This is a genomic window from Nocardia sp. NPDC051756 (assembly GCF_040681495.1).
GTDB lineage: Bacteria > Actinomycetota > Actinomycetes > Mycobacteriales > Mycobacteriaceae > Nocardia.
This window is the reverse complement of record NZ_JBFAYV010000001.1, coordinates 985,899-999,932: the sequence shown is the minus strand read 5'-3', so window position 1 is coordinate 999,932 and position 14,034 is coordinate 985,899. Positions and strand designations below refer to the sequence as shown.

Annotated in this window: 15 protein-coding genes and 1 pseudogene; 10 read left to right on the top strand and 6 right to left on the bottom strand. The window is 66.0% G+C overall.

Features of this window, described 5'->3' with window-relative positions; translation table 11 throughout:
* Positions 1 to 24: 24 nt before the first annotated feature.
* Positions 25 to 672: a TetR/AcrR family transcriptional regulator C-terminal domain-containing protein gene (locus AB0M22_RS04960; RefSeq protein ID WP_364721142.1), complete on the bottom strand. Its 648-nt coding sequence runs from the start codon at positions 670 to 672 to the stop codon at positions 25 to 27.
* Positions 673 to 765: 93 nt separating this feature from the next.
* On the opposite strand from AB0M22_RS04960, the gene AB0M22_RS04955 reads away from it, so the two are divergent.
* Together AB0M22_RS04955 and AB0M22_RS04950 are read left to right on the top strand one after the other, a co-directional pair.
* A complete protein-coding gene (locus AB0M22_RS04955) occupies positions 766 to 2,244 on the top strand; it encodes an FAD-dependent monooxygenase (RefSeq protein ID WP_364721139.1) in 1,479 nt (492 codons plus the stop codon).
* A gap of 368 nt (positions 2,245 to 2,612) precedes the next feature.
* Positions 2,613 to 3,038 carry a hypothetical protein gene (locus AB0M22_RS04950; protein WP_364721137.1) on the top strand — a complete coding sequence of 142 codons (426 nt, stop codon included), beginning with the start codon at positions 2,613 to 2,615 and terminating at the stop codon, positions 3,036 to 3,038.
* Here the strand turns inward: AB0M22_RS04950 and AB0M22_RS04945 are convergent, their stop codons facing one another.
* Together AB0M22_RS04945 and AB0M22_RS04940 are read right to left on the bottom strand one after the other, a co-directional pair.
* The gene (locus AB0M22_RS04945) at positions 3,039 to 3,221 is read right to left on the bottom strand and encodes a DUF1508 domain-containing protein (RefSeq protein WP_364721134.1); all 183 of its coding nucleotides are present in this window, start codon (positions 3,219 to 3,221) and stop codon (positions 3,039 to 3,041) included.
* A 103-nt stretch (positions 3,222 to 3,324) separates the two neighbouring features.
* A complete protein-coding gene (locus AB0M22_RS04940) occupies positions 3,325 to 3,696 on the bottom strand; it encodes a metalloregulator ArsR/SmtB family transcription factor (RefSeq protein WP_364721132.1) in 372 nt (123 codons plus the stop codon).
* Positions 3,697 to 3,817: 121 nt separating this feature from the next.
* On the opposite strand from AB0M22_RS04940, the pseudogene AB0M22_RS04935 reads away from it, so the two are divergent.
* The 5 genes and pseudogenes from AB0M22_RS04935 to AB0M22_RS04915 form a co-directional block, all read left to right on the top strand.
* A pseudogene (locus tag AB0M22_RS04935) lies at positions 3,818 to 4,462 on the top strand (energy-coupling factor ABC transporter permease); the annotation flags it as partial.
* Positions 4,463 to 4,507: 45 nt separating this feature from the next.
* On the top strand, positions 4,508 to 4,867 hold the full coding sequence (locus tag AB0M22_RS04930; RefSeq protein ID WP_364721682.1) for a PDGLE domain-containing protein: 360 nt from the start codon (positions 4,508 to 4,510) through the stop codon (positions 4,865 to 4,867).
* Entirely contained in the window at positions 4,868 to 5,629 is a 762-nt protein-coding gene (cbiQ, locus tag AB0M22_RS04925) for a cobalt ECF transporter T component CbiQ (protein ID WP_364721129.1), read from the top strand.
* Entirely contained in the window at positions 5,626 to 6,345 is a 720-nt protein-coding gene (locus AB0M22_RS04920; protein WP_364721127.1) for an ABC transporter ATP-binding protein, read from the top strand. The genes cbiQ and AB0M22_RS04920 overlap by 4 nt, the downstream gene beginning before the upstream one ends.
* Positions 6,346 to 6,388: 43 nt before the next feature.
* A complete protein-coding gene (locus AB0M22_RS04915) occupies positions 6,389 to 6,832 on the top strand; it encodes a GNAT family N-acetyltransferase (protein ID WP_364721124.1) in 444 nt (147 codons plus the stop codon).
* On the opposite strand, the gene AB0M22_RS04910 is transcribed toward AB0M22_RS04915, so the two are convergent.
* Positions 6,801 to 8,117 carry a DUF3533 domain-containing protein gene (locus AB0M22_RS04910; protein WP_364721121.1) on the bottom strand — a complete coding sequence of 439 codons (1,317 nt, stop codon included), beginning with the start codon at positions 8,115 to 8,117 and terminating at the stop codon, positions 6,801 to 6,803. The two genes, AB0M22_RS04915 and AB0M22_RS04910, sit on opposite strands and share 32 nt — an antisense overlap.
* Before the next feature lie 104 nt (positions 8,118 to 8,221).
* Here AB0M22_RS04910 and AB0M22_RS04905 point away from each other — a divergent pair, with 104 nt between their 5' ends.
* A complete protein-coding gene (locus AB0M22_RS04905; RefSeq protein WP_364721118.1) occupies positions 8,222 to 8,860 on the top strand; it encodes a MerR family transcriptional regulator in 639 nt (212 codons plus the stop codon).
* Positions 8,861 to 8,922: 62 nt separating this feature from the next.
* Here AB0M22_RS04905 and AB0M22_RS04900 read toward each other — a convergent pair whose 3' ends face one another.
* Entirely contained in the window at positions 8,923 to 10,068 is a 1,146-nt protein-coding gene (locus tag AB0M22_RS04900; protein WP_364721115.1) for an acyl-CoA dehydrogenase family protein, read from the bottom strand.
* 256 nt (positions 10,069 to 10,324) lie between these two features.
* On the opposite strand from AB0M22_RS04900, the gene AB0M22_RS04895 reads away from it, so the two are divergent.
* Positions 10,325 to 12,325 carry a glycosyltransferase family 39 protein gene (locus AB0M22_RS04895; protein WP_364721112.1) on the top strand — a complete coding sequence of 667 codons (2,001 nt, stop codon included), beginning with the start codon at positions 10,325 to 10,327 and terminating at the stop codon, positions 12,323 to 12,325.
* Positions 12,326 to 12,575: 250 nt separating this feature from the next.
* Here the strand turns inward: AB0M22_RS04895 and AB0M22_RS04890 are convergent, their stop codons facing one another.
* Complete coding sequence (locus AB0M22_RS04890; protein WP_364721110.1) at positions 12,576 to 13,481, bottom strand: lysophospholipid acyltransferase family protein; 906 nt, start codon at positions 13,479 to 13,481, stop codon at positions 12,576 to 12,578.
* Positions 13,482 to 13,822: 341 nt separating this feature from the next.
* On the opposite strand from AB0M22_RS04890, the gene AB0M22_RS04885 reads away from it, so the two are divergent.
* A complete protein-coding gene (locus AB0M22_RS04885) occupies positions 13,823 to 13,963 on the top strand; it encodes a hypothetical protein (protein ID WP_364721107.1) in 141 nt (46 codons plus the stop codon).
* Positions 13,964 to 14,034 lie beyond the last annotated feature (71 nt).

Genomic DNA, 14,034 nt, shown 5'->3' with positions numbered 1-14,034 from the left:
GCGCGCGACGCCGTCGTGGCCGAATCAGTGCGCTTGTTCCGTTCGGGCGGCGACGATTCCGGCGAGAATGACGCGCAGGCCGTAGTCGAACTCGGCGTCGAAGTCCGCGGTGAAAAGGTCGCCGACCATTTTTGTGGTCAGCGGGAATCGGACAGGGTCGAGGACCGTTTCAATTCGGTCGGGACGGTAGGGATTGCTGTCGTATTCCGCGCCACCGCGGGCCTGTTCCTCGATCACGAAGCCGACCGTGTAATGCAGCAAGATCGGAAAGACGCGGGCCGCCTCGGGGAGGGTGAAGCCGGCGTCCTCCAGCGTGCGCAGCGTCAATTCCACTGTGCGCCACATTGCTTCGTCCTCGACATAGGTGCCGGCGAGCACGTTGGCGCCGTCGCGGTAGCGCAGCATCGAGCGGCGCAGCCGGGCGGCGAGCCCGATCGTCCAGTCCTGCCAGGTCTCGTCGCGCCGCGGCGCCTCGACGCCGTCGATGGCGGCGATGAAGACGGTGCGCGCCATCGCATCGAGCAGTTCGCGCTTGTTCTTCACGTGCCAGTAGAGCGCGGGGGCTTGCACGTCGAGTGCGGCGGCGACCTTGCGCATGGTCAGGCCGTCGAGGCCGACCTCGTCGAGCAGGTCGAGCGCCGCCTGGGCGATGACCTGGGAATCGAGCTTCACGTGCCGCCTCCTGTCGGGAATCTCTTGACAGCTTAACAACGTTCACGTCTACTTAACACCGTTAAGGGATTTAACTTTGTTAAGGAGAGCGTCATGGAGACCACCGAGGTTGTCATCGCAGGCGGCGGGCCTACCGGGCTGATGCTGGCGAGCGAGCTGCGGCTGGCCGACGTCGACGTTGTACTGCTCGACGGGCTGCCCGCGCGCACCGGCGAATCGCGGGCCGGCGGCATCCACGCCCGCACCATGGAAATCTTCGATCAGCGCGGACTGCTCGATGATCTGCTGCCGCAGGGGCGGGTGATGCCCGGCGGGCACTTCGGTGCGCTGCGGATGGACTTCGGCGACTTCGACACTCGGTATCCGTTCATGCTGGCCGTGTTGCAATCGGTGGTCGAACGCGAACTCGACCGACGCACAACGGAATTGGGTGCGCCGGTGCGGTGGGGATCGCCGGTGGTCGGGTTCCGGCAGGACGCGACGGGGATCGATGTCGAGGTCGGCCGACCGGACGGGACGCGCACAATTCGCGCCGCCTATCTGGTGGGTTGCGACGGTGGGCGCAGCGCGGTGCGCAAGCTGGCCGGCATCGCCTTCCCCGGGACCGAGGCGACCGCGACCGGCATGCTGGCCGATGTCGAACTGACCGACCCGCCGGCCGAGCCGTTCTTCGGCCGGCGGCGCGGGGCAGGCGACTACTCCGCGGTGCAGTTCGAACCCGGCTGGTACCGGCTGGTCGTGCAGCGGCACGACCTGGTGATGCCGCGCGGATCGACGCTGACGTTCGAGGAGTTCCGGGCCAACTACGTCGAGATCGCGGGCACCGATTTCGGCATGCACAGCCCGCGGTGGGTGACGCACTACGGGGACTCGGCGCGGCAGGCCGAGCACTACCGCAATGGGCGAGTGTTTCTCGCGGGAGATGCCGCGCACATCCACTACCCCGCCGGTGGGCAAGGGCAGAACCTGTCCGTGCAGGACGCGGTCAACCTCGGGTGGAAGTTGGCAATTGCGTTGCGCACCAACTCATCCGAGATACTCGATACCTACGAGTCGGAACGGCATCCGATCGGTGCGCGCGTGCTGAACAACACCCGGGCACAGACGGCGTTGCAGCGGCCGGGTGCACATATCGAGGCGCTGCGCGACGTCCTGAGCGACCTGATGGAGATGGACGTGGTGCGGCAGCGACTCGGCCTGATGATCACCGGCCTGGACATCCGCTACGACACCAAGGGCGACCACCCGCTGGCCGGACGCCGAGTACCCGACGGCGACCTCAGCACCGCCGACGGCGAGACGCGAGTATTCGAACTACTGCGCCCAGCCCATCCGATCCTGTTGCGCCTCAACGGAACCCAAGTCCCACTGCCCGCCGAATGGCAGAACCGCGTCGACCTGATCGACGCCCGCACCCACACCGACCGCTGGCCCATCCCCGCCGTAGGCGACATCCCAGTACCCGCCGCCATCCTCATCCGCCCCGACGGCTACGCAGCCTGGGTCACCGACCAGCCCGACAACGAAGGCCTACTAGAAGCACTGACCACCTGGTTCGGCCCAGCATCCTGAGCCGCCGAACGGGACATGGCAGAGCGACTACTCGGCCTTCGCCTCGGCCATGTCCCGTTCGGCGGGCGTGCGGGGTCGGAGTGGATGGAATCGGCTTGGGGTTCACGTGAGGTCCCGGTCGACGTGCGTTCGGCGATCGAGTGGCCAGGCGGAATCGGGGTGGTATCTCACGGAGGGTGGGGTGGGGGCGTCTTCTGGGTGTGAGTATGCAGCGGAGGTTGTCGGGGATTCACGCTTCTCGAATGGCTGGGCGCGGGTGGCGAGCCGCGGAGGAAGGGCGGACCTCGCCGCGGTTGCGAGATCTAGCGTTGTCGACGCCGTGTCCGGCACCTCTGCCGCATACCGATGCGGAGCTCGAGCGTCTGCTGGTGATGTTGCAGCAACAGGGGCGGATTGGGACGACCGTCAGCATTGGGCACAGTCGAGACGCGCACTCGATCGCGGCTGCGGAGGCTTTTGCTTCGGCGTGGCGCGAGCGCGGGCACCGCGTGTCGGCCGTGGTGGACTGGCCGGAGGACGCGGCATCGTGGCTGCGGCAGGCGCGACGCCTCACTGCCGGGGAGCCGGACGCCTGGGTGATCGCCGCCGCGGTCGAGGGTTTCGTTCAGTTGAGCCGGCGGCTCGTGCACTCCACGCGGTGGACCGCGCGGCGCACCTTCGCGTTCGCGGCGCTGGCCGAGCCCAGATGCGGCGCGCTCGCGGGCCCCGGAGTCCTGGACGGACTGCGGGGCGCAACCAGCGAAGGTGGGAGCTGGGTAATCTCCGGCAACGAGGTGGTCCTCGCCGCCGACTGACTACCCGGTCTGATCGTCGATCGTGGCGACGGAGGCGTTCTTCTGTACCGACTCGATGCCGTTCTTGGCCGCGGCCTTGCTCTCATACGCCTGGCTTGCGGCGATGACCTCGCCGTTCGCCGCTTTGAGTCGCCACCGGGTCTTCGCGGCCTTGTCCGTGTACAGCTCGAATTTCGCGGCCAACACTAACCTCGTCTTTCGTTCGACCGGATAACACCTGTCTCCCCAGGAGTAACCGCTCAGCTCCCGCTCAATCGAATCAGCGATCAATCGGCAACAGCGACGGTCAGGTGCTGCCGACAGCCTCGTGCTCGATGGACTCCTCGGCGTGCGTGGCGCCGATCCAGTGCAGCAGGTCGTGAATCGTGTCGTCGGCGAGGCGATACCGGACGATGCGGCCGTGCTTCGAACTGGCCACCCATCCCTGATGGCGAAGCAGGCGCAGGGCGTGCGACACAGCAGTACCGGACATACCGACCGCCGCGGCCAGATCACTGACGCTGATGTCGGGCGCGTGGTGCAGGCACACCAGCAGCCGGAGCCGGTTGGCGTCGGAGAGCAGCTCGAACCGGCCGGCCCAATGCTCGATGCCGCCGATATCCAAGCCCGATGCGGCCCGGCCTGCGTGATCGGGGTCCAGCGGAATGCTCACTGCCACACGTCTACTCTGCCGGTCCTGGGCGAATACGACCAGCCCTTGCCGATATCAGAACATCTGTTCATCTGATCAGGTATCGCGCGTATCGTCTTCAGGGGTGAGCAGCAGCACCACCCAGGCCATGCACATGAGCGACGGCATCGTGAACGCGCCGACCTCGTTGATCTTCGCGGCGATCGCGGTCGCGGGCCTGGGTTTCGCGGGCTGGCGGGCGCGCGCCGAACTGGACGAGCGGGCCGCGCCGATGGCCGGTCTGGTAGCCGCGTTCATCTTCGCGGTGCAGATGGTGAACTTTCCGATCATGCCGGGGGTGAGCGGGCATCTGCTGGGCGGTGCGCTCGCCGCGATCCTGGTCGGGCCATACGTGGGCGCGTTGTGCGTGGCGATTGTGCTTGTGGTTCAAGCGCTTCTGTTCGCCGACGGCGGGTTGACCGCGCTCGGGACGAACATCACCAACATGTCGCTGATCGGCGTGACCATCGGCTACACGGTCGCTCGTCTTGTCTTGCCGGTGCTTTCGCGACGACGAGCCGATGCGGGAATCGGGATCGTCGGATTCGTCGCGGCATTCGTCGGAACGGTCGGGGCCGCACTGGGTTTCGTGGTCGAGTACGCGATCGGCGGCGCGGCGGGCTCGACCGTCGGGGCGGTCGCGGGGTACATGCTGGTCACGCACGCGTTGATCGGTGTCGGCGAAGGGATCATCACCGCGATCACGCTCATCGCCGTGGTCAATGCGCGACCTGATCTCGTCTATCTACTACGGGTTACCGGTCAGCGCCGTACCGCCGCGACACCACTGCGGCCCCGGTTGTCGATAACCGGCTTCTTGTTCGCGTTCGCCGCGGTGGCCGTGCTCGTCGCGGGATTGCTGTCGTACGTGGCGAGTTCGCAGCCGGACGGGCTCGACGCCACCACCCAGCGCGGGTGCACCACGGTTCAGGTCGACGGCGCCGAACAGCTCCAGGGCGACTGCATCGCGAAGAACGCGACGGAGCACCATCTCGCGAAATCGCCGCTGGCCGGATACACGATCGATGGCGACGACAAACTCACCGGCGTGGCCGGCGTTCTCGGGGTGGCCGCCGCGTTCGCGGTGTTGTTCGCGGTGGTGAACCTGATCCGGACGGGGCGACGCAAGCATCCGGCCGCTCGGTCGGAGTCGACGTAAGTGACCGTTACCAGCCATCGCCTGTATCGGCCGGGAAGTTCACCGGCGCATCGGGTTCCGGCCGAGGTGAAGATCGTCTGCGCGGTGCTCACCGTCTTCGCCGTCGTGGCGACGCCGCGAGAGTTGTTCTGGCCGTTCGGTTGTTATGCGCTCGGGTTGGTCGCGCTGTGGCGGTGGGCGAGTATTCCGCTGCGCTGGATCGGGCCGCGTCTGCTCATCGAGTTGCCGTTTGTCGTGCTGGCGGTGCTGCTGCCGTTCGCGGCGGGAGAGCCGCGGACGACGTTCCTCGGGCTGTCGCTGTCTACGACCGGGTTGTCTGCGGCGTGGGGCATTGTGGCGAAAGGGACTATCGGCGTTGGAGTTTCGTTGACGTTGGCCGCCACCACCAGCGTGCGTGAATTGCCCGGCGGACTGACCAGGCTGCGGGTTCCCGGCATGATCGTCACGATTGTCGTGCTGATGCTGCGTTATGTCGATGTGCTGCTGGAAGAGGCGGCGCGGATGCGGCTGGCGCGGATCTCCCGCGGCGACGACCCGCGAACGCTTCGCCAAGCGGGCGCGACCGCACGTGGAGCGGGAACACTGTTCCTGCGTTCCTACGAACGCGGTGAGCGAGTTCATTTAGCGATGCTGTCGCGCGGGTTCGATGGTTCCGTACCGAATTTCGGCACACTGCCCGCGACCCGAACACAATGGCTGCTCGGCTGCGTACCGGCCGCCGCCGCAATCTGCGTCTGCCTCACAGCGTGGGTGCTCCGATGACCGATTTCGCTACGCCCGCAGTACGTTTGGTCGACCTGACCTTCGCCTACCCCGACGGAACCGGCGCCCTGCACGGCGTGAACCTCGACATCCACCCCGGCGAACGCGTCGCCGTCCTCGGCCCCAACGGCGCCGGAAAATCCACTCTCATGCTGCATTTGAACGGCGTGCTCATCGCGGAATCCGGTGAAGTGCACATCGGTGGAACCTTGTTGGACCGCAACACCGTTCGCACCATCCGCCAACGCGTCGGCCTCGTCTTCCAAGACCCCGACGACCAACTGTTCATGCCGACCGTCGAACAAGACGTCGCGTTCGGACCGGCCAATTTCGGCGTCCGCGGCGACCAGCTCACCGAGAACGTCCGCGATGCCCTCGCAGCCGTCGGCATGTCCGACCGAGCAGACCGCTCCCCCACCCAACTCTCCGTCGGCGAACGCCGCCGCGCCGCCCTGGCCACCGTCTTGGCCTGCCGCCCAGAAGTACTCGTCCTCGACGAGCCGGCCGCCAACCTCGACCCCGTCGCCCGTCGCGAACTAGCCGACGTCCTGACCGCCCTCCCCACCACGATCCTGATGGTCACCCATGACCTCCCCTACGCCCAGCGCATCTGCGACCGAGTCGTCATCCTCGACACCGGCCGCATAGTCGCCGACGGAACGACCGACGAAATCCTCGACGACACAGCACTTCTCGCCAAACACCGCCTGAGCTGACCGCGACCGATCGCCCTCCCCGACCGTCGATTACGTTGAGCGCATGAGTGATATCCAGATCTCGACCGCACTCCACGCCACGGCCGAACTCGCACAAGAGCTGAACGCACTGGTCCGCCAGCTCTCGAAGACGGCCGCTCCACTCACCGTCGAAGCGCTAGCCGAACTCATCGAATCCGACTCCGCGACCCTGCTCATCGCCGGGTCCGACGAAGGCATCGTCGGCATGCTCACCCTCATCACCTACGCCATCCCGACCGGCATCCGCGCCCGCATCGAAGACGTGGTCGTCGACGAATCCGCCCGCGGCAAGGGCGTCGCCTTCGATCTGACCAACACCGCGGTCGAACTCGCCCGCAAGGCCGGCTCCCGCACCGTCGACCTGACCTCGCGCCCGTCCCGCGAGTCCGCGATCCGCCTCTACCAGCGAGCCGGTTTCACGCCCCGCGACTCCCTCACTTACCGCTTGACGCTAGAGCAGGGCTAGCCTCCGTTTCGGGGTGGCGGTGCAGGCCTTTGCGTTCGTAGAACGAGGTCGCCGCATACCCGAGCGCGAGCGCGAGGACCAGCCCGACGGCCATCATCGTCCAAGCTCGGAACAGCCCGGCGTCACCGGAAGCGTTGAAGTACAGGATCGCTCGCACGCCTCCGGTGAGTTGCCGCATGGGCTCGAACACACTGAGGTGGCGATAGAACGCGGGCACGGTCTCCAGCGGAATCGTGCCGCCGGACGACGGAATCGCCAGGGCGATGAAGACGAAGGTGGACACGAACATGCCGGGCGTGCCGAAGGTCGCCAGGATCGACAGGCAGCTGATGCCGACCGCGACGATGCCGAAGTAGGAGAACACCCACAGCAAGGGCAGGTGACCGGCGTCCATGCCGAGCACGGTGATGGACGCGATCATGATCAACGTGGCCATCGGTATCGCGAGCCCGGCCATCAATCCCCAAGCGGTGTACAGGGTGTGACGGCGGTCGATGGGTGCCTTGGGTCCGTGACTGTGCCACGGGCCCAGGTCGCTCGGCGCGAATCCCAGGCCGGAATCGACGAGCCCGTTCAAGACGTTCGCGCCGATGAATCCGCACATCACCAGCAGCAGCGCGTAGAAGAAGGCGGTCATGCCCAGGCCGCTGTTCTCGCTGAGGGCGTGGCCGACGTCGGTGCGGATCGAGATCGGATCGGCGAGCAGGTATTGCTGGTCGGCGGTCAGCGTTTGATGCTGTCGGGCCGCCGTCGTCAGCTGATCACCGAGGTGCGCCGAGGCGGTATGAGCCGCCTGCTGGGCGACGCTCGACGCCAGGGATGACGCGAGGCTGCCCGCGGCGGGGTTGGTCAGGATCGTGACCGCCGGGTGCTGCCCGCCTTGCCGCGCCGGATCACCAAGGGCAAGAACCGAAGACGTGAAATCGGCCGGCACGACAAGGGCTCCGTAGAGCTTGCCCTCGGCCATCTCGTCGCGGGCTTGCTGCTCGGTGAGCTGTTTCCAGGACACCTTGCCGTCGGTGGACGCGGCGGTGATCCCGTCGGTGATCCGCTGCCCGATATTCAGCCGGCCATCGGCCTGGGCCGCACCGGCGTCGGAATTCACCAGCCCGACCGGCAACTCGTGCATCGCCGCGCGTGGATTGACGATCGCACCCATGTACGCGAGGGAAAGCAGGAAGGCGAAGACGCTGAGGATGACGCCGGCGGGCACCCACATCTTGCGCGAGCGCAGTACCTGGCGTGCGGTGACGCGGACGGCGTCGGCCTGCGGTTTTTCGGTCATCGGCCACTTTCCTGTGATTGGATACTTGAACTATCCAATGTAGGATAGCTGCACTATCCAACGAAGGCCATCGGGTCTTCGTCACACCCGCGGAGGTACGCACCGTGAAGTTGTCGGAACTGAGCGAGCGGTCGGGCGTGCCGATTGCGAGCATCAAGTTCTATCGACGGGAAGGACTGCTGCCACCGGGTCGCTCACTCCGCGCGACGACAGCGGACTACGACGAGGGACACCTGCGCCGGCTCGAATTGATCCGGGCGATGACCCGCTTCGGCGGCCTGCCGGTCGCCGCGGTCCGCGATGTGCTTGCGGCGCTGGATGAACCGCACAGTCCGGCGGAGGTGCTGGGCATCGTGGATTACGCCATGCCCACCGATCTTCCCGAGGGTGCGGCTTCGGTGCCGGACGAGGACGGCCCGGTCTGGGCGGCGGAATTGGTCGAGCGGATGGGGTGGGACGTCTCGGAGCAGTCGCCGCACCGGGCGGCGCTCGACGAGCGGATGCGTGCGCTACAGCGCCTCGACATGGATTGGGACATCGAGGAATTGCTGCCGTACGCGGAGCTGGCGGAATCGGTGGCGCGGCTCGATGCCACGCATATGCAGCAGCTCGGGGACAACGTGACGCTGGCTGAACGCGCGGTGGTCTTCAGCGCGTTGTTCGGGCCCGTGCTGGCATTGTTGCGTCGCCTCGCGCACGAGAATCAAGCCCGGCAGCGCAGCGATACACCTTCGGGGACTTGAGGATCGAGGTTGCGCGCGGCGTTGCCGGCCCCGCGCAACCTCATCATCGAAACAGCTTGCGGTCAGGACAGTTTCAGCGAACGCCCGATGATTTCCTTCATGATCTCGGTGGTGCCGCCGTAGATCGTCTGGACGCGAGCGTCCATGTACGCCTTGGCAATCGGGTATTCCTTCATGTATCCGTAGCCGCCGTGCAGCTGGAGGCAGCGGTCGATCAGCTCGACCTGCTCCTCGGTGCTCCACCACTTGGCCATGGCGGCGTCCTCGACCGAGAGCTTGCCGCGGTTGAGGTCCTCGATGAAGCGGTCGACCAGGACGCGCACGGCGGTGGTCTTGGTGGCGAGTTCGGCGAGGACGAAGCGGGTGTTCTGGAAGGTGCCGATCGGCTTGCCGAACGCCTTGCGGTCACGCACGTACTGAATGGTCATGTCCAGGCAGGCCTCCATCGCGGCGGCGGCCATCACGGCGATGGACAGGCGCTCCTGCGGGAGGTTCTGCATCAGGTGGATGAAGCCCGAACCCTCCTGGCCGAGCAGGTTGGCGGCCGGCACCCGGACGTCGGTGAAGCTCAGCTCGGCGGTGTCCTGCGCCTTGAGGCCGAGCTTGTCCAGGTTGCGGCCGCGCTCGAAGCCGGGCATGCCGCGCTCGACGACGAGCAGGCTGAAGCCCATCGCGCCCTTGTCCGGGTCGGTCTGCGCGACCACGATCACGATGTCGGAGTTGATGCCGTTGGTGATGAAGGTCTTGGAGCCGTTGAGCACCCAGTCGTCACCGTCGCGGACCGCGCGGGTTTTGATGCCCTGGAGGTCGGAGCCGGTGCCGGGCTCGGTCATCGCGATCGCGGTGATGATCTCGCCGGAACAGAAACCGGGCAGCCAGCGCTGCTTCTGCTCCTCGTTGGCCAGCTCGGACAGGTACGGGGCGATCACATCGTTGTGCAGGGCGAAACCGAGGCCGGAGTACTGGCCGCGCACCGATTCCTCGGCCACGATCGCGTTGTAGCGGAAATCCTTGACCCCGCCGCCGCCGTACTCCTCCGGCATGGCCATGCCGAGGAAGCCCTGCTTGCCCGCCTCGAGCCAGACCTCGCGGTCGACAATCCCCTGCTCTTCCCACTTCGCGTGGTTCGGCGCGACGTGCTGATCGAGAAACTTGCGGAACGACTCCCGGAACAGATCGTGCTCGGGTTCGAACAGTGTGCGCTCCACACCAACCTCCTAGTGACCACACCGGCCGGTCCACACCGACCCGTCGTTGTCTCATACGGTACCCGGAATGAGAATCGCAGTTCACTTCTGGGGCGTAATCGTCTGCTAACCAGGCCCTGCGTCGGGTCGCGCGGAAGAAGACCGAGATTCTCGACAAACCGCGGCGGAACCGGCCGTGTCCTCGACCACACAATTCCGACGCCGTGTTAACCCGCTGTCCAACTTTTGGTGAACATCAGCATGCGACCGTTGGGCAATGGCGGCGACCCTCATCGCGACGGCTCCGACCGGTTCCGTTGCCTCATCCCCCAGTCCGACAGCTCTGCCACCGGCGCGTCCGGTGGAACGTGCCGGGCTGGTCGTGCTGTTGCTCGGAACCGCGATCGCGTACCTGTGGCACATCACCGTGAACGGCATGGGCAACAACTTCTACGCGGGTGCGACCTGGGCAGGGTCGCGGGACTGGAAGGCGTTGCTGTTCGGGTCGCTGGATCCGAGCAACTTCATCACGGTGGACAAGCCGCCGGTCTCGCAGTGGGTGATGGGGCTGTCCGGGCAGTTGTTCGGGTTCAGCAGTGCGAGCATGTTGGTGCCGCAGGCGTTGATGGCGGTGGGGGCGGTGGGGTTGACGTATGCGGCGGTGACGCGGGCGACGCTCAGCCGGGGTGCGGGGTTGCTGGCCGGGTTGGCGTTGGCGGCAACTCCGGTGGTGGCGTTGATGTTTCGGTTCAACAATCCGGACGCGGTGTTGGTGTTGCTGATGACGGCGGGCGGGTATTGCACGATCCGGGCGTTGGAGCGGGCCGACAGGCGTTGGCTGATGCTGGCCGGTGTTGCGCTCGGGTTCGCGTTTCTGGCGAAGTTGCTCGAAGGGTTGATGGTGTTGCCTGCGCTGGGTGTTACCTATCTGATTGTTGCGCCGACTTCGTTGCGGAATCGGTTGTGGCACTTGGTTGGGGCGGCCGCGGCGTTGGTTGTTTCGGCGGGTTGGTATGTGTTGCTGACTATTTTGTGGCCGGAATCTTCGCGGCCTTATCTTGCGGGGTCTACGGACAACTCGTTCATGGATTCGGTGTTGGGGTACAACGGGTTTGGCCGGTTCCTCGGTAATACGCCGGCGACGGGGCAGATTGCGCTGCCGTCCGGGTATCAGACGCCGCCGGGGCTGTTGCAGAGTTTCAATGACTTCGGTTCGCCGGGGCTTGGCCGATTGTTCGTCGGAGAGAGTGGGTTCGAGATCTCGTGGCTGGTTCCGGCTGCGCTGTTGTCGTTCGTCGTGGTGCTGGTGTCGCGGTGGAGTGCGCCGCGTACCGACCAAATACGGGGTGCGGCATTGGTTTTCGGGTTGTGGTTGATCACCATGGGTGGGGCCTTCAGTGCGATGAAGGCGATCGAGCATTCCTATTACACGCTGACCCTTGCGCCTGCTGCTGCCGGGATGGTCGCGGTGGGGGTGCATGAACTGTGGCGGCGACGCGATGAGCTTTTCGGCAAGCTGGGTGCCGCCGCGTTGATCCTGGTCATGGGGTTGTGGGCTTTGGTTGTGCTGCAACGTAATTCGGATTGGCTGCCGTGGTTGCGATGGACCGTTGCGGTGGTGGCGGTGGTCGCGGCGCTCGGCGTGCTGGCGACTGCGATCCCGGTTCCTAGCGCGTGGCGTACCGCGCGGACCAGGGTGACCGCAATCTTGCTGGTTATCGGAGTGCTCGCCGGGCTCGGCGGATCGACAGCCTATGCGGCGGCCACCTTGCCGCAGGCACATACCGGCCGCAGTCCCGTCGTCGGACCAGCCAAACCCGTCGAGACCGGCATCGCCGCCCTGATCCACCGCCAGACGCAGAACTTCGCCGACGGCGGCGCGTTCACCAACCCGCAGCTCGTCACGATGCTGATGAGCAGCACGACCAGATGGTCCGCCGCGGTGGACCGCGGCTCGATCGCCGCCGCCCTCGAATTGGCCAGCCGCACACCGGTAATCGCCATCGGCGGCTTCGCGGCCGAAGACCCGGCACCAACGCTAGAGGAGTTCCAGCACATCGTGGCCGATCACGAGTTGACCTACTACCTGGTCCAGGAAATGCAACTCCCCGCCTCCTGGAAAGTCGGCGGCCAACCCGCCCCAACCAGCCCCTCCACCCCCGAAAAGCCCTGGCAGGTAACCGGAAAACCGGACATCGCCACCTGGGTCAGCCACCACTACACCGCCACCCACATAGGCAACATCGCCGTCTACGACCTCACCCCCCACCCAAACTAGCCCCACCCCGCACCACTCCTGATTTCCCGCACCGGGAATTGCATACGAATTCCGGTGCGGGAAATCAGAAATGGTGCGGCGGCGTCACTGTGGCCGCATACGCGCTCGCCGGGTCGAGAGGTGAACTCAATGCACGGACGGCCTGCGCAACCGGCCGAGCTGGTAGCGGAGACGACCGAGGTAGGGCTCACCAAGTCAGGTGTCAGCTCGGCGCGAGGGACGGACCGCTCGCACAAATTCGCCGAGGATGTCAGCGGCGGAGGCGGTCGCGCACGCGGCCGAGGAGGGTGCGGCCGGAGTCGTGTTCGCGTTCGGTGAAGAGGAATTTCAGTTCCTCTTCCAGGGCTTTGCGGACTACGTCGCGCAATTCCTTTGCGGCCGTGGTGATGTCGTCGGCGTCGCGCCAGGGGGCGGGGTCGATCGGGGTGCCGGCGGAGAAGTAGAAGCGTTCAGGGCGCGGGAGGACGGTGGGGCCGAGGCCGCGGAGCAGTGGGGGTGTCAGTTCAGGGTTCATGCCGAGGGCCTGGACGGTCCAGCGCAGGGGGCGCAGCAGCGGGTGGTCGCCGTCGATCACGATGTCGTAGGCGTCGTCGACGCCGATCATCGCGACCGGCACGATCGGCGCGCCCGCCTCGATCGCCATCCGCGCGAAGCCGGTGCGACCCTCCCATTTGAGCAGGTACTTCTCGTTCTTACGGCGCACCGCCTCGCGACCGCCGCCGGGGAACACGATGACGGCCTCGCCGCGCTTCAGCAGGGCCAGGCAGTTGCCACGGGTGCCGCGGACCGCGCCGTAGCGATGCAGGAAGTGGCGCACGCCGGGGACCGCGATCAGCACGTGCTCGGCGAGCCCGCGGATCAGCCGGTCACGTCGGCGCAGCACCTCGGGCAGCAGCAGCGGGGCGTCGATGCCGCCCATCAGATTATGATTGCCGACCAGAAGAACCGGCCCATCGGTCGGGATGTTGTCCAGCCCGTAGAACCGCGGACTCGTCCACGCCCGCAACGGCGACAGCAGCGCCTCGATTACCCGAAGATCGCTGTCGGTCAGCGAAACCGCCAGCGGAGCCCCATCGCTGAGCGCAGGCTTGTCGAGCACCAGCGCACCAGACGCCTCGATTGCGGAATCAGCCGAACCCGAACGGTCGTGCGACATACATCCCTCCTGATGTCGCCCCGAACGATACCGTAACGAAATCCACTGTGCCGCATCAGATGTGAGCGCCAACACAGTCCACCCGGTCTGCTATCGCCTTACCGATCTTCACCCCACCCCCAAAACCACCCTCAGCCTGCCCCGCACCCCTCCTCCCCCTGACGCCTAAATTTGCTGACAATTTCACCCACTTCAACACAACCTTTACGCGCACCGTGACGCATGCGCGCCACCACGGACACGCAGGGCAGACCGCTTCCCCCATTCAAGCCCTGCCGTACCTCACCGAACCGGACAATGAACCCAGCCGATGCAATCCCGGTCCGAGTTGAGGAGCGAAAATGCCCGACGAAACAAGCCCGGTCCCCACCCAAGACCTCACCGCCGAAGCAGACACCACCATCGCCCGATCGGACAGCCTCGACCTCTCGAACGAGACACCAATCGACGGCACAGCCACAATCGAGGTCAAATACCTCTAACTCCGCACGCCCCGCGGCCCCACTGCGCACGGAATTGCCAGCAGGTCCCTACGCAGCGACCAATCCGTGTC